This window comes from Wenyingzhuangia gilva (assembly GCF_030519655.1).
In the GTDB taxonomy this organism is placed as follows: Bacteria; Bacteroidota; Bacteroidia; order Flavobacteriales; family Flavobacteriaceae; genus Wenyingzhuangia; species Wenyingzhuangia gilva.
Map to the genome: position 1 here is coordinate 49,446 of NZ_JAUMIT010000006.1, position 14,883 is coordinate 64,328.

The 14,883-nt window shown below is 31.5% G+C and carries 14 protein-coding genes; 4 read left to right on the forward strand and 10 right to left on the reverse strand.

Translation table 11 applies throughout. The features are described from left to right. Positions 1-199: 199 nt before the first annotated feature. The 5 genes from QVZ41_RS11660 to QVZ41_RS11680 form a co-directional block, all read right to left on the reverse strand. Positions 200-1,693 carry a flotillin family protein gene (locus QVZ41_RS11660; RefSeq protein WP_302884765.1) on the reverse strand — a complete coding sequence of 498 codons (1,494 nt, stop codon included), beginning with the start codon at positions 1,691-1,693 and terminating at the stop codon, positions 200-202. 4 nt (positions 1,694-1,697) lie between these two features. Then, positions 1,698-2,264 carry a serine protease gene (locus tag QVZ41_RS11665; RefSeq protein WP_302884766.1) on the reverse strand — a complete coding sequence of 189 codons (567 nt, stop codon included), beginning with the start codon at positions 2,262-2,264 and terminating at the stop codon, positions 1,698-1,700. A 75-nt stretch (positions 2,265-2,339) separates the two neighbouring features. Further along, on the reverse strand, positions 2,340-4,595 hold the full coding sequence (locus QVZ41_RS11670; RefSeq protein ID WP_302884767.1) for an FdhF/YdeP family oxidoreductase: 2,256 nt from the start codon (positions 4,593-4,595) through the stop codon (positions 2,340-2,342). Positions 4,596-4,645: 50 nt separating this feature from the next. Continuing rightward, a complete protein-coding gene (gene gloA2, locus QVZ41_RS11675) occupies positions 4,646-5,035 on the reverse strand; it encodes an SMU1112c/YaeR family gloxylase I-like metalloprotein (protein WP_302884769.1) in 390 nt (129 codons plus the stop codon). A 13-nt stretch (positions 5,036-5,048) separates the two neighbouring features. Beyond that, a complete protein-coding gene (locus QVZ41_RS11680; protein ID WP_302884770.1) occupies positions 5,049-5,972 on the reverse strand; it encodes a LysR family transcriptional regulator in 924 nt (307 codons plus the stop codon). A gap of 121 nt (positions 5,973-6,093) precedes the next feature. Here QVZ41_RS11680 and QVZ41_RS11685 point away from each other — a divergent pair, with 121 nt between their 5' ends. After that, positions 6,094-7,056, forward strand: coding sequence for a sodium-dependent bicarbonate transport family permease (locus QVZ41_RS11685; RefSeq protein ID WP_302884771.1), 963 nt, complete (start codon positions 6,094-6,096; stop codon positions 7,054-7,056). A gap of 90 nt (positions 7,057-7,146) precedes the next feature. Here the strand turns inward: QVZ41_RS11685 and QVZ41_RS11690 are convergent, their stop codons facing one another. The 3 genes from QVZ41_RS11690 to clpB form a co-directional block, all read right to left on the reverse strand. Beyond that, positions 7,147-7,785 carry a peroxiredoxin gene (locus QVZ41_RS11690; RefSeq protein WP_302884773.1) on the reverse strand — a complete coding sequence of 213 codons (639 nt, stop codon included), beginning with the start codon at positions 7,783-7,785 and terminating at the stop codon, positions 7,147-7,149. Further along, entirely contained in the window at positions 7,763-8,152 is a 390-nt protein-coding gene (locus QVZ41_RS11695) for a gamma-glutamylcyclotransferase family protein (protein WP_302884774.1), read from the reverse strand. Before QVZ41_RS11695 ends, QVZ41_RS11690 begins: the two co-directional genes overlap by 23 nt. Before the next feature lie 114 nt (positions 8,153-8,266). After that, a complete protein-coding gene (gene clpB / locus QVZ41_RS11700) occupies positions 8,267-10,855 on the reverse strand; it encodes an ATP-dependent chaperone ClpB (RefSeq protein WP_302884775.1) in 2,589 nt (862 codons plus the stop codon). Between the two features lie 261 nt (positions 10,856-11,116). Here clpB and ytxJ point away from each other — a divergent pair, with 261 nt between their 5' ends. After that, a complete protein-coding gene (gene ytxJ / locus QVZ41_RS11705) occupies positions 11,117-11,485 on the forward strand; it encodes a bacillithiol system redox-active protein YtxJ (protein WP_302884776.1) in 369 nt (122 codons plus the stop codon). A gap of 112 nt (positions 11,486-11,597) precedes the next feature. Then, positions 11,598-11,966 (forward strand): toxin-antitoxin system YwqK family antitoxin, encoded by a 369-nt coding sequence (locus QVZ41_RS11710; RefSeq protein ID WP_302884777.1) that lies wholly within the window; start codon positions 11,598-11,600, stop codon positions 11,964-11,966. A gap of 327 nt (positions 11,967-12,293) precedes the next feature. On the opposite strand, the gene QVZ41_RS11715 is transcribed toward QVZ41_RS11710, so the two are convergent. Further along, on the reverse strand, positions 12,294-13,097 hold the full coding sequence (locus tag QVZ41_RS11715) for a Cof-type HAD-IIB family hydrolase (RefSeq protein ID WP_302884778.1): 804 nt from the start codon (positions 13,095-13,097) through the stop codon (positions 12,294-12,296). A 276-nt stretch (positions 13,098-13,373) separates the two neighbouring features. On the opposite strand from QVZ41_RS11715, the gene glyA reads away from it, so the two are divergent. Continuing rightward, positions 13,374-14,648, forward strand: coding sequence for a serine hydroxymethyltransferase (gene glyA / locus QVZ41_RS11720; RefSeq protein ID WP_302884779.1), 1,275 nt, complete (start codon positions 13,374-13,376; stop codon positions 14,646-14,648). Between the two features lie 50 nt (positions 14,649-14,698). Here the strand turns inward: glyA and QVZ41_RS11725 are convergent, their stop codons facing one another. Next, positions 14,699-14,863 (reverse strand): hypothetical protein, encoded by a 165-nt coding sequence (locus QVZ41_RS11725; RefSeq protein ID WP_302884780.1) that lies wholly within the window; start codon positions 14,861-14,863, stop codon positions 14,699-14,701. Positions 14,864-14,883 lie beyond the last annotated feature (20 nt).

The following is a 14,883-nucleotide window of genomic DNA, read 5'->3' on the forward strand; positions in this document are numbered from 1 at the left end:
AGTGTTGTTTTGTGATTTTTTAAAATGAGTTAGTGAATTAGTCATAAATTCAAGGAGTTATTAATTACACAGAAAATATATAGAGGCTATATTGTATTAATTACTCTAGAATTAGAAGCCTAAAAAAGCCTCATAAAATTTTATGAGGCTTTTTTAATGATAAGAATAAATAAAGTTTATTCGTTCTTAAGTTCTTCGTTTATTTTTTAGGTTCACTAGATTCAGTATTGATTTCCTTTTTTAAATAAGTAGGTAAATCCAAACCAGCCATGTTAAATAAATCGTTTAAAGGGGGAACAGATTTCATCATTCCTGAAACAAAATTCGCGGTTGATCCACCGCTTTCTGCGTTGTTTCCAGAATCCCAAACAGTTACTTTGTCAATCTTAATATTCTTCACAGCTTCTACTTGAGTTCTTACCAATTCAGGTAATTTTTCAATTAATAATAATTGGAATGCTTTTGATGGATCTCCACCTGCAGCACTAACAACATCTTTATATCCTTCTGCTTGTTTTGTTAAAATTTCAAATAATCCTTTTGCTTCAGCTTCCATTTTTGCATAAATAGCGTCTGCTTCACCTTTGGCTTGTTCTCTGGTAGTTTCGGCTAAAGCTTGGGCTTCAATAATGGCTCTTTTCTTCGCTACTTCGGCAGGAATTAAAATGTTTGCATATTGTGTAGCGCGTTCTCTTTCTGCTCTTGCATCTTCTGCTTTTTGTTCTGCTACATAAGATTCTTCTAGTGCTCTTGCTGATTGTACTTTTTCTGACGCCGAGGCTATTCTTAAAGCTTCAGCTTCTTTCTCTCTTCTTGTTGCTTCTGATTGTGCAATGGCAATTCTAGCTTCGTTTTCTCCTTTAATCGCTATCGCATTGGCTTCAGATGTTTTTACACGAGTGTCTCTTTGTGCTTCTGCTTTACCAATAGACTCATCTTTAGCAGCCGAAGCAATACTAATTTCTCTATCTTTTTGGGTGATGGCAATTTTTACATCTCTATCTCTATGTGTTTCTGCAATTTGAGTGTCTTTTTCTCTATCGGCCAAAGCTTTACCTGTTTCTCCAATTTTTTCTTGTTCGGCAACACTAATTTTTGCTTCGTTAATGGCTTTTGCAGCGGCCTCTTTTCCTAAGGCTTCAATATATCCTGACTCATCTTTAATATCAGTAACGTTTACGTTGATTAATTTTAACCCTATTTTTTTAAGTTCGCTATCCACATTTTTAGAAATGTTTTCTAAAAATTTATCTCTATCAGAATTGATTTCTTCGATAGACATAGTAGCAATCACTAAACGTAATTGACCAAATAAAATATCTTTAGCCAGTTCTTGAATTTGATCATGCGTTAACCCCAATAATCTTTCTGCTGCAGTGTTCATACTGTCGGTTTCTGTAGAAATAGCAATGGTAAATCTACAAGGAACATCTACACGAATGTTTTGTTTACTTAAGGCATTGGTTAAGTTGGCTTCTATAGAAATGGGTTTTAAATCTAAATAAGCGTAGTCTTGAATTACAGGCCAAATAAAAGCACCTCCACCATGCACACATTTTGCAGAGGTTCCTCCTGTACGTCCATAAATGACTAATATTTTGTCGGATGGACATCTTTTGTACCTAGCAATTAAGGCAGTAATGGTAACGAACAATACAATTGCAGTTACAATAAAAATAAAAATAGGTTCCATAAAATTAAATTGATTCAACGATTAATATATTTTGATTGATAATTTTTATAATTTTAACAGTACTACCACTTGAAATTTTTTCGTTTTCTGTCATGGCATCTAACTCGTGATAAGCCCCGTTTACACTGACTAATATTTTCCCTTTTCCAGATTTTTTTTCAGGAATAGGGGTATAGACTTCCGCTGTTCTGTTAATGGTATTGGTTATTTTAAAAGTATTATCTTCGGCTAGTTTTGTAATTTGTTTGATGACAATAAAAAACAAAAACACAAAAAATATTCCCACAAGAATACTCAAAGCATATAGGTAAGTTGTGTTTTCAATTTGATTAAAAAATGAAATCCCTGTCCAGCTAAAACCTAAAAGAAAGTTGATTAAATTTCTGAAAGAGAAAAATTGAAAAGGAGCATTGTCTCCATCAAAATCTCCATCAAAGTCCGCATCAATTCCATCGGTAGCATCAGCACCAATAAAAGTTAAAATAGTTTGAATGATAAAAATTCCGCTAGTAGGAATGGCCACATACCAAAAGATTCGAAGTACAGGATCTAAATTGTCTAAAAACTCCATAAAATTATTTTTATCGAAATATAGCTCATTGCCTAATAATTCGATGAAAATAAAAGCTGAGTCTTTCCGTAGTTTTTAGTTCTTTTTTATTTTTACTTTCACCGATTTTGAAGATGGGGTGTGACTTAAACGAGCGGTTAATTCTATAGGAACTAAAGGATTAGATTCAGGATAATAAGTGGCTACACATCCTTTAGGGATGTTATAAGGTACCACGCTAAAATTATCAACTTGTCTTTTTATGTCGTTATAGTTGTTATAAAGTGATACTTTGTCTCCCTTTTGTAAGCCTAATTTTTGTGCATCTTTAGGGTTCACAAAAACCACCATTCTACCATTGTAAATTCCTCTATATCGATCATCCAAACCATAAATAGTAGTGTTAAATTGATCGTGACTACGAGTAGTCATCATGATGAAATCATCAGCATCCAAAGCAATATCACTTAATTTATTAACGGTAAAATTTGCTTTTTTATTAGGGGTTGTAAAGTTTCCTGTTCTGGCTCCATTAGGTAATTCAAATCCTATAGGTTGTTTTACACGTTCGTTGTAATTTTCAAATCCATTAATTGTTTTGGCAATTAAATCTCTAATATTATTGTAGTCCTCAGTTAAAAAATCCCAATCAACTCTACTTTGTTGGAGGGTAGCTTTGGCGATATTTGCTACAATTACGGGTTCGCTTTCTACAAATTCAGAAGGTGGTGTTAGCGCTCCTTTACTACTATGAACCACTCCCATAGAGTTTTCTACGGTGACAAATTGTGCTTTTCCGTTCTTAATGTATTTGTCGGTTCTTCCCATAGATGGAAGAATTAAAGCTGTTTTTCCAGTAGTTAAATGTGATCTATTTAATTTGGTAGAGATGTGTACGGTTAAATTACAATTTTGTAATGCTTGGCTTGTGTAATTAGTGTCTGGAGCAGCACTTAAAAAATTACCTCCCATTCCTATAAAAACTTTTACTTTTTTTTGATACATGGCTGTAATAGTATCAACCACAGAATATCCATGTTCTTTAGGTGGAGTAAAACCAAAGTTCTCTGCTATTTTATCTAGTAATTCTTTGCTTGGTTTTTCGGCAATTCCCATGGTTCTGTCACCTTGTACATTGCTATGACCACGAACGGGACAGGTTCCGGCACCTTCTTTTCCAATACTTCCTTTAAGTAAAAGTAGGTTTACAACTTCTTGGATGTTGTCTACACCATTAACATGTTGTGTTAATCCCATTCCCCAACAAGTGATGATTTTTTTTCTTTGCGCAATGATGTCAACCAAAGCATCAATTTCTTGAGTAGACAAACCAGTTCTATTGATGAGGTTTTCTAAATCATAAGACAATAAATCTTTTTTAAATTCATCAAATCCAGCAGTTTTTTGATTGATAAACTCTTGGTCTAAAATTTCAGGATGTTGTTTAGATATTTCAAATAATTTAATCATCACAGCTTTTAATAAAGCTACATCTTCATTAATTTTTAGTTGAAGATATAAATCAGCGATATCAGTTCCTCCTCCAATAATTCCCTTAGCTGTTTGTGGATTTTTAAAATTGGTTAATCCCGCTTCTTTTAAAGGATTGATGGCAACTACTTTTGCTCCGTTCTTTTTAGCTTTTTCTAAGCAAGACAACATTCTAGGGTGATTGGTTGCAGGATTTTGACCAAAAATAATGATTAATTCTGATTTGTATAAATCATCTAAAGTTACCGATCCTTTACCAATTCCAATAGTTTTACTTAATGCTACTCCACTTGATTCGTGACACATATTGGAACAATCTGGTAAATTATTGGTTCCGTACATTCTAACAAAAAGTTGATATAAGAATGCAGCTTCGTTACTGGTTCTCCCTGAGGTGTAAAAAGCAGCTTCGTTTGGATTGTCAAGTTTGTTTAACTCTTGTCCAATAATTTTATTGGCTTCTTCCCAAGAAATAGGGGTGTAGTGTGTTTCATTTTCTCTTAAAATCATAGGGTGTGTTAACCTTCCTTGTTGTCCCAACCAATAATCACTTTGTTGTTGTAATTCTTTAATAGAATATTTTGTGAAAAAATTGGGATCAGCCAGTTTTTCCATAGCTTCTTCTGCAATGGCTTTTACTCCATTTTCACAAAACTCACCCAATTTAGATCTGTGAGAGGGATCTGGCCAAGCACAACCAGGACAATCAATTCCTTCTTTTTGATTTAATTTACTCAACACTTTAAAAGAATTCTTTACAGACATTCTACTCAGAATTTGTTGTAAAGAAATATAAACCGCTTTGATTCCGGCTGCACTTTTTGAAGGATGATTAATTATAAGATTGTTGTCCTTTTTCATGAGATATTATTGATAGCCTAAATATAGAAATACAAAGGCTTGATTAAAAATTAAGCTTCATAAATTTCAATAGGTAAGTCATCAGGATCTTGAAAAAAGGTGAATTTTTTATTTGTGAGTTCATCCACTCTAATTGGTTCTACAGCAATGTTTTTGTTTTTTAAATCCGCAATAGACTCTTCAATATTATTAACTTCAAAAGCCAAATGTCTTAATCCTAAAGCTTCAGGTCTACTAGGTCTTTTGATAGGATTTTGAAAAGAAAATAATTCAATTATATATTCATTGTTTAGACATAAATCTAACTTGTAAGAATCACGTTTTTTTCGATAAGTTTCTTGTTTAATATTTAATCCTAAAACTTCAGTATAAAATTTTTTTGATTTTTGATAATCGCTACAAATAATAGCAATGTGATGGATTTTTTTGAGGTTTAGCATTCAAAAAAAATGATTAAAATTTTCGATACCAATCGAAATGTTTATGTATAATATTGTCTTTGTTTTCTTTGATGAAGTTTAAATAGGCAATACCACTAGGAGGGAGTTGTTTGTCTTTTAGCCAAATTAAGTTCCATTGGGTTTCAATAGGCAGATTAGGGAGTGATACAATTTCTAAATCATCATTGAGTAGTTCATTACGCATTCCTATTAAAGGCATAATAGAATATCCCATGTCAGCCATAACAGCTTGCTTAACAGCTTCATTAGAAACCAATTCAACCGTTTTTTTTGTTTTTATAGATAGTTTACTTAAATATTTTTCCATGGCTTGCCTTGTTGCAGAACCTTCTTCTCTGTAGATTAATGAAATATTATTTAAATCAGATAACTTAAACTTTAAAGTTGGAGCTTTTGGATTGTGTTTTCTAACTAAAAATAATTTATTGCTCATTAACTCAACTCTATTAATATTTAAGTTTTCTGGAATGGTAGATACCAATGCAAAATCTGTTTCATTTTTTTCGATACTTTCTATAACTCTAGATTTATTGGTAACATCAATAGTAATTTCTATACCAGGAAATAACTTAGAAAATTTAGTTAAAAAATAAGGAATTACATATTTACCAGTTGAAACTACAGATATTTTAATTTTACCAGCAACCATCCCCTTGTAAGCCATAGCTTTATTTTGAATGTCTGACATTTGATTGACAATTTCTTGACAAGCTGTGGCAATTTCTTGTCCAAATTCTGTAACATGAACTTTTCTTCCAATAATTTCAATCAAAGGCACATCAAATTGTTCTTGTAATTTTTTTATTTGAATAGAAACAGCAGGTTGGGTAAGGTGTAACTCTTCTGCAGCTTTGGTAATGCTGTTTTTTTGAATCACTTTTAAATAAACAATTAATTGATGTAAAGTATAGTTCATAACTTTTGTTTATGATTTGTATGTAAAATATAAATATAAATATATGAATTATAATTCGGAATTTTGAACCATCATAAAAAAGAATAGTAGAGATTAATTAAAAAATTATTAAAGTGTAGTTATGAACTTAGATTTGTTATTAGATAATTTAACCAACCCTGCGTTGTTGTTTTTTTTACTGGGAATTATAGCGGTCCAGTTAAAGAGTGATTTAGCCATTCCTAAGAACTCTGCAAAATTTATTTCTTTGTATTTATTGTTTTCTATTGGTTTTAAAGGAGGACAAGAATTGGCTCATAGTAACTTAGGATGGGATATTGTTTGGATTTTGTTATTTGGAGTTTTTTTAGCAACTGTTGTTCCTTTGTATACTTTTTTTATTATCAAAAAGAAACTTGGGGTTCAAAATGCTGGAGCCATAGCAGCAGCTTATGGGTCTGTAAGTGCAGTTACTTTTGTGACTTCAGTGTCGTTTTTAGAAATGCAAAATATTGATTTTGGTGGTCATATGGTGGCTGTAATGGCTTTAATGGAGGCACCTGCTATTATAGTTGGAGTTTTACTAATGTCGTTTTATAAAAATGAAAAAACAGGAGAAGTTAGTTTTAGTCACATTGTAAAGCATTCTTTTACCAACGGAAGTGTGTTGTTAATTATGGGAAGTTTGGTAATTGGGTTTTTAGCAAGTGAAAAACAAGCAGCAGGAATATCACCATTTACAACAGATATTTTTAAAGGATTTTTAGCAGTATTTTTATTAGATATGGGAATTACTAGTGGAAAAAAGTTAGCAGCCTTTTGGAAAAATGGATCATTTCCATTAGTATTTGCTGTTGTAATACCGTTGATTAACGGAGTAGTTGTGTCTTATCTTTCAAGATACGTTACAAGTAGTCATGGAGATCAGTTGTTGTTTGCCATATTAGCTGCAAGTGCCTCTTATATTGCTGTACCAGCTGCCATGAAAATAGCGGCTCCAAAAGCCAATCCGGGATTGTATTTACCTATGGCATTGGCCATTACTTTTCCATTTAATATTACCTTGGGTTTACCATTATATATGTATATAGTAGAATATTTTTAGTTATTGATGGATGTGTAAACATATTTAAATTAAGTTTAAAAGAAAAAGCTCCATGAAATTCATGGAGCTTTTTCTTTTAAAAAATGTTTTTTAAATGTTTGGTTGAGGTGTTGTTCTTAAATAAGGTTTAATCTCTTTATGTCCTTTTGGAAATAAATTTGGAATTTCTTCATTGGTTACCGCAGGAGAAATTACGACCTCTTCACCATGTTTCCAGTTAGCAGGAGTAGCTACTTTATGGTATGCTGTTAATTGTAAAGAATCAATCACTCTTAACAACTCATCAAAATTCCTTCCTGTTGATGCAGGGTATACAATCATCAATTTTACTTTTTTGTCAGGTCCAATAATAAATACAGAACGAACAGTTAAAGTATTGTCTGCATTTGGGTGAATCATATCATATAAATCTGATACTTTTTTGTCTTCATCTGCAATAATTGGAAAATTAACAGTGGTGTTTTGAGTTTCATTAATATCATTAATCCATCCATTATGAGATTCAATACCATCTACACTTAAAGCAATTACTTTGGTGTTTCTTTTGTCAAATTCCGCTTTATATTTTGCTACAGTTCCTAATTCCGTTGTACAAACAGGCGTGTAGTCTGATGGGTGTGAAAATAAAACTCCCCATCCATCTCCTAACCAGTCGTGAAAATTAATCTCTCCCTCTGTAGTTTGTGCTGTAAAGTTTGGTGCAGTATCACCCAATCTTAATGTGCTCATCGTTATTATTTTTAATATAATTAAACAATTTTTTCTTTGATTTTACTACATACATCCAACAGACGGTTCCAGAGTTTGTTATTACTTGTACTCTTTCACAATCATCTGTTATACATATTTCTTTTGTTTTTATTTCTTCTTCGTTAATTTCATAAATAGTTCCACTTATTTCATCATTAGGGTCCTCACTAGGAGTTGCTAATGGGTGACAATCTTTTTCGGAAATAGCAATTGCTTCAGGGTTTACAAAGTGGAAAATCCCCAATTTGTATCCTTTTACAATATCATCTTTACCCTGTAAAACTTTTCCAAAAATTTCTGTTTGTACTTTCTCTAATTTTAAAGTACCGTAAGTGAATAATAGCATTTATCTTTTTTTTAAATAAATATAGGTTTTTTGTATAGGAATAAAAAGGATGAAAGGCCATTATTTTTATAAAGCTCTTTATTGTATTGAAATAAAGAGCTTTAAATGGTTCATTTATTTATTTTTAAAGAATAGCTTATCATCAATAGCATCTAATTCTACATGGCTATGATTGTGTATGTTACCTGCTAAAATTTCTTTAGATAACAGATTTAATACTTCTTTTTGAATGACACGTTTTACGGGTCTTGCTCCAAATTCTGGATCATATCCTTTTTTTGCTAACGCTAATTTCGCATGTTCTGTTGCGTTTAAGGTAATTTCTTTACCAGCTAACAAATGAGATAATCCTTTTAAATGTAATTCAACTATTTGACTAATTTCGTTGATGTCTAACGGAGTAAACATCACAATTTCATCAATACGGTTGATAAATTCAGGTCTTACAATTTGTTTTAAGTTTTGTAAAACCTCTCCTTTTGCAATTTCAGATATTTCTACACGGTTTTTAGCGGTGGCTTTATCAAAACGTTCCTGAATAATTTCAGCTCCCATGTTAGATGTCATAATAATAATGGTGTTTTTAAAATCTGCTAAACGACCTTTGTTATCTGTTAATCTACCTTCATCTAATACTTGTAATAAAATATTAAAAGTATCTGGGTGTGCTTTTTCAATCTCATCTAACAGAACTACAGAATAGGGTCTACGTCTCACGGCCTCAGTTAATTGTCCACCTTCATCATAACCTACATATCCTGGAGGTGCACCAACCAATCTACTTACAGAATGACGTTCTTGATATTCGCTCATGTCAATACGAGTCAATGCGTTTTCATCATCAAATAAATATTCTGCTAAGGCTTTAGCTAACTCAGTTTTACCGACTCCTGTTGTTCCTAAGAATAAGAATGTTCCTAAGGGTTTTCTTGCATCTTGTAAGCCTGCTCTTGAACGTCTTACTGCATCAGAAACTGCTTCAATAGCATCTTCTTGTCCAACAACTCTTTGATGTAATTCGTCTTCTAACTTTAAAAGCTTTTCTCTTTCACTCTGTAACATTTTTTGAACAGGAACACCAGTCCATTTTGCTACAACTTCTGCAATATCATCTTCAGTTACTTCTTCTTTTACTAAAGAACCTTCCTGATTTTGACTCATAGTTTCCTGAGCAGTTTCTAAACGAGTTTGAGCATCTTTAATTTTACCATATCTTAATTCTGCTACTAAACCGTAATTTCCGTCACGTTCTGCTTTGTCTGCTTCTTGTTTGTATTGTTCAATTTCATCTTTAATGGTTTGTATATTGTCTACTACTTCTTTTTCAGATTTCCATTGAGTGTAAATTGCATCACGTTGTTCTTTAATATTGGCTAAATCTTTACGTAAAAGAGATAATTTTTTCTCATCTTTTTCACGCTTGATGGCTTCAATCTCAATTTCAATTTGCATTACTTTTCTATCTAACACATCAAGTTCTTCAGGTTTAGAGTTGATTTCCATACGCATTTTTGCAGCAGCCTCATCCATTAAATCGATGGCTTTGTCTGGTAAAAAACGTGAAGTAATATAACGTTGACTTAATTCTACAGCAGCAATAATAGCACTATCTTTAATTTGTACTTTGTGATGTGCTTCATATTTTTCTTTAATACCACGTAAAATAGAAATAGCACTTTCTGTATCAGGTTCGTTTACAATTACTTTTTGGAAACGTCTTTCTAAAGCTTTGTCTTTTTCAAAATACTTTTGATATTCATCTAAAGTAGTCGCTCCAATGGCTCTTAATTCTCCACGTGCCAAAGCCGGTTTTAAAATATTGGCTGCATCCATGGCACCCTCACCACCACCAGCTCCAACAAGGGTGTGAATTTCATCAATAAATAAAACAATATCTCCGTGTGCAGAGGTGACTTCTTTTACCACAGATTTTAATCGTTCTTCAAACTCCCCTTTGTATTTTGCTCCAGCAATTAAGGCTCCCATGTCTAAAGAAAATACCTGTTTGTCTTTTAAATTTTCAGGAACATCACCTTTTACAATTCTGTGTGCTAAACCTTCGGCAATGGCTGTTTTACCTACACCAGGTTCACCAATTAACATTGGGTTGTTTTTTGTTCTACGAGATAGGATTTGTAAAATTCTACGAATTTCTTCATCACGACCAATTACAGGATCTAGTTTTCCGGTACTTGCTAGCTCGTTTAAATTTTTAGCATATTTATTTAAAGAATTATAAGTTTCTTCTGCATTTTGTGAAGTTACTTTTTGTCCTTTTCTAATCTCATCAATAGCCGCTCTTAAACCTTTTTCGGTAACACCTTGATCTTTTAATAATTGACTTACGGTATCTTTATTATTTAAAATGGCTAACAATAAATGTTCAATAGAAACATATTCATCATCCATTTTTTTAGCAATATTATTTGCATCAGTTAAGGTTCTAGAAGAAGTGTTTGATAATCCTATTTGTCCTCCGGTTACTTTCGGAAAACTCTCTAGTGTTTTATCTAAAATTTGTGGAAGAATATCAAAATTGACTTGTAATTTTTTTAAGATAAAAGGCGTTACGTGCTCATCTACTTCTAAAATAGCTTTTAGTAAGTGAGTGTTCTCAATTTGTTGATGTCCTAATCCTTGTGCAATTTGTTGTGCTTGTTGAACAACCTCTTGCGATTTTATGGTATAATTGTTAAAGTTCATAAGTTGCTTTTTTAGGTTGATAATCCTTTTTCAATTTTATTACTTGATAGGAAATAGTCAAATGACATTCCCTTTTGATTTTTCGGTTAAAATGTCTGTTATCAGGACTTTTTGTCTGTATAAATTGATAGATTTTCACTTTAATCTGTTTTTTTGACAGAGGAAACACTTTGTAAGGATACTAATGATAATCGACCATAAAGGAACAAGAAATTAAAATGAAACGAGTATTTTAGTACTCACAAACAATAAATAATGGGTATGGGATTATTAGATAGTTTTTTAGGTAAAAACAAAGAGGAAAATAAAGACGCAAAGGTTAATTGGATTCCTTTGACAGATATTTCTCAATTAGATGATGTTGTTAAAGCATCAAAAAACAACAAAGTTGTCATTTTTAAACACAGTACACGTTGCAGTATTAGTGCTAGCGTTTTAAATAAGTTTGAAAAAAAAATAGGGGACAGTTATCAATTATATTTTTTGGATTTGATTAGCTACAGAGATATTTCTAATGCCATTGCAGATAAATTTAATGTGGTGCATCAGTCTCCACAAGCTATATTTTTAGAAAATGAAAAAGTAGTACAACATGATTCTCATTATGGAATTTTAGACTTAACGTTTTAAAGTTTAGTACTATGTTAATAAAAATACTCTAATGTTAAATTAATGTTAAATTAATATTGTTTGAATGTGAAATGTTTTGTAAATTTGAGTTATCAACATAAAAACAATTATTATGAAAGCATTCACATTAATATTATCACTATTTGTAGGTTTGTTTACTTACGCACAAAATGACGTTAAAATTGTAAAACAAGGAGATATGTATAAAGTAACTTATTTTCATGAAAATGGAAAAGTTGCGCAAACAGGTTTTATTGATGCAAATAAAAAAATGCAAGGAACTTGGACTTCATATGATCTTAACGGAGAAAAGAAATCTGTAGGAGAATATAAAAATGGTAAAAAAACAGGAACTTGGTATTTTGGAAAAAACACAAGTTTAGTTACTCAAGTAGATTTTGGAACTGACTATAGAGTAGCAAGTGTTTATCAATTAAAATCAGATAAATCTCAGTTAGCAGATAGTGATACTGAAGAATAAATAAACATTATAAAATTTAAAAAGCCACTCATTTGAGTGGCTTTTTTTATGATGAGCTATTAGCTATTTTTTCAGGAATTCCAGCTTTAACACATATTGATTTATTAATACCTTTAATCCATGCATATAAAGTGTCGCAGTTAGAACACGAATACATTTTTACGAAAAATAAGAGTTTAGAAGCGTTTTTTTTTTGTCTTCTAAATCTTAAGGTAGAATTACAACAAGGGCAGTGTTTTTTTTTCATGGTTTAATTAATTATTTCACCATAAATGTACCCTATATAAAAAACTTTTTTATTGATATTTGTTAGTATTTTTAAAATTTTTACAACAAATATTTCTCTATCACTTCGGCCACTCCGTCATTATTGTTTGAGGCTACTATTAAATTTGCTTTATCTTTTAATTCAGGTGTTACATTATCAACCCAAACGCCTAATCCAGCAAATTCTACCATAGTTAAATCATTTTCTGCATTTCCCACAGCAATAGTCTCTTCTTGTTTAATTCCTAATTGATCAATCAATCTTTTTAAAGTAGCAGCTTTGTCTATTCCTTGTGGCATTACTTCTAAAAAGAAAGGTTTTGATAAGGAAACACTTAAATCAGCTCTATAAGATTTAAGTTTGGTTTCTACTTGTTTTAAATAACTAGGTTCTTCAAGTAACAAACATTTAACACAGTTTTTGGTTATGTTAGCTCTTAAATCATTTACCACTACATAGGGCATTCCTGTAATTTTTTTTTCAACATCAATATATTCAGATTCTTGAGTCCCTATAATTTTTCCATTGTGGTAGGTAATAAAAGCCGTTTTGTGTTCTTGACTAAAATCATATAATTGATGAATATCTTTTACCGCTAAAGTTTGTTCAAAAATGCAAGTTTCATCAGTCATATTAATAATTTGTCCACCATTGAAAGAGATGATATAAGAATTGTACTTGTCTAATTCCAATTTTTTAGCATAGTTAACCATTGCAGGAGTAGGTCTACCTGAGGCAAGAACTACATATTTTCCGGCTTCTTGAGCTGCTTTAATAGCTTTTTTATTTCTTTCAGAAATGGTGTGATCGTCTTTTAGCAAAGTATCATCCATATCTAAAACAATCATTTTATAATTTATCATTATGGTTTATAGTTTTTTCATCATTAGTAAGATGTCAACAAAGGTACTTAGATTTTTATTTTGACTTAATTTTAGTTGAAAGTTTAATGGTAAAATAAAGGCTTAAAAAAATAATAGAAGTATAATTTTCTGTTTTTACATCTTATTTAACTACGAAAAGGATAACTTTCTTTTTAAAATAGAACTAAAGAAATATATTCTTACTTGTTTTGGTTATGTGTGCGTAAATATTTATTATTTTTGCAACTCATTTTCAACCTCAAAAACACCTAGAATATGAAACGTGATCAAATCATATTTGATTTAATTCAAGACGAAAAAGAAAGACAATTAAAAGGAATTGAATTAATTGCTTCTGAAAACTTTGTTAGCGAACAAGTAATGGAAGCGCAAGGTTCTGTTTTAACAAATAAATATGCTGAAGGGTATCCTGGAAAAAGATATTACGGAGGATGTGAAGTTGTTGATATTGTTGAACAATTAGCCATAGACAGAGCTAAAGAATTATATGGTGCAGAGTACGTAAACGTACAACCTCACTCAGGTTCTCAAGCCAATGCTGCAGTATATTTTGCAGTATTAGAGCCAGGAGATAAAATTTTAGGTTTTGACTTATCTCACGGTGGTCATTTAACTCACGGTTCTCCGGTAAACTTTTCTGGTAAAATTTACCAAGCAGTTCATTATGGTGTAGATAAAGAAACTGAGGTTTTAAACTACGATAACATTTTAGAAATTGCAAAAGCAGAAAAGCCAAAAATGATTGTTGCTGGTGCATCTTCTTACTCAAGAGATATGGATTTTGCTAAATTCAGAGAAATTGCTGATGAAGTGGGAGCTTATTTATTGGCCGATATTTCTCACCCTTCTGGAATGATTGCAAAAGGAATCTTAAATGATCCAATGCCACACTGTCACTTTGTAACTACAACTACTCACAAAACTTTAAGAGGTCCAAGAGGAGGAATGATTATGATGGGTCAAGATTTTGACAATAAAGATGGTATTACTTTAAAGAACGGAGAGTTAAAGAAAATGTCTGCAATACTTAATAGTGCTGTATTCCCAGGAATGCAAGGTGGACCATTAGAGCATGTAATTGCTGCAAAAGCAATTGCTTTAGGAGAAGCTTTAACCGATGAGTACTTACATTACCAAGTTCAAGTTAAAAAGAATGCTGCAAGATTGGCTAAAGAATTAGTAGCTAAAGATTATAAAATTATTTCTGGAGGTACAGACAATCACTGTATGTTAATAGATTTAAGAAATAAAAACTTATCTGGTAAAGATGCTGAGCAAGCGTTGGTAAAAGCTGATATTACAGTAAACAAGAATATGGTTCCTTATGATACCCGTTCTCCATTTGTAACTTCAGGAATCCGTTTAGGAGCTGCTGCAGTAACTACTCGTGGATTAAAAGAAGATGATATGGCAGTAATTGCTAACTTTATTGATGAAGTAATTAACAACTTTGAAGATGAAGCGTTATTAGAAGCAATTGCTGATAAAGTAAATGAGTTTATGAAAGATAGACCATTGTTTCAATGGTAATATTTTAAATAGATGAAATATAAAAGAGCCGCTAATTATAGCGGCTCTTTTTATTTTGGAGGTAAGGTCTCTATCTTTTTTTGGTGATATAATTTTCCAGTATCCTTTGTATAATCACAATCTTGAAAAATACCACAAGAAGTATTTGCTCTTACCAAAGATTTACTGCTTTGAAGTTTAGATAAAGCCTCAATATTTTCATTTAAGTATTTCATAATTTCTTTTTTAATGGGTC

Excerpts from the sequence above, each read along its gene's own strand:
- QVZ41_RS11660 (WP_302884765.1), bottom strand. The coding sequence starts at position 1,693 with ATGGAACCTATTTTTATTTTTATTGTAACTGCAATTGTATTGTTCGTT.
- QVZ41_RS11665 (WP_302884766.1), bottom strand. The coding sequence starts at position 2,264 with ATGGAGTTTTTAGACAATTTAGATCCTGTACTTCGAATCTTTTGGTAT.
- QVZ41_RS11670 (WP_302884767.1), bottom strand. The coding sequence starts at position 4,595 with ATGAAAAAGGACAACAATCTTATAATTAATCATCCTTCAAAAAGTGCA.
- gloA2 (WP_302884769.1), bottom strand. The coding sequence starts at position 5,035 with ATGCTAAACCTCAAAAAAATCCATCACATTGCTATTATTTGTAGCGAT.
- QVZ41_RS11680 (WP_302884770.1), bottom strand. The coding sequence starts at position 5,972 with ATGAACTATACTTTACATCAATTAATTGTTTATTTAAAAGTGATTCAA.
- QVZ41_RS11685 (WP_302884771.1), top strand. The coding sequence starts at position 6,094 with ATGAACTTAGATTTGTTATTAGATAATTTAACCAACCCTGCGTTGTTG.
- QVZ41_RS11690 (WP_302884773.1), bottom strand. The coding sequence starts at position 7,785 with ATGAGCACATTAAGATTGGGTGATACTGCACCAAACTTTACAGCACAA.
- QVZ41_RS11695 (WP_302884774.1), bottom strand. The coding sequence starts at position 8,152 with ATGCTATTATTCACTTACGGTACTTTAAAATTAGAGAAAGTACAAACA.
- clpB (WP_302884775.1), bottom strand. The coding sequence starts at position 10,855 with ATGAACTTTAACAATTATACCATAAAATCGCAAGAGGTTGTTCAACAA.
- ytxJ (WP_302884776.1), top strand. The coding sequence starts at position 11,117 with ATGGGATTATTAGATAGTTTTTTAGGTAAAAACAAAGAGGAAAATAAA.
- QVZ41_RS11710 (WP_302884777.1), top strand. The coding sequence starts at position 11,598 with ATGAAAGCATTCACATTAATATTATCACTATTTGTAGGTTTGTTTACT.
- QVZ41_RS11715 (WP_302884778.1), bottom strand. The coding sequence starts at position 13,097 with ATGATAAATTATAAAATGATTGTTTTAGATATGGATGATACTTTGCTA.
- glyA (WP_302884779.1), top strand. The coding sequence starts at position 13,374 with ATGAAACGTGATCAAATCATATTTGATTTAATTCAAGACGAAAAAGAA.
- QVZ41_RS11725 (WP_302884780.1), bottom strand. The coding sequence starts at position 14,863 with ATGAAATACTTAAATGAAAATATTGAGGCTTTATCTAAACTTCAAAGC.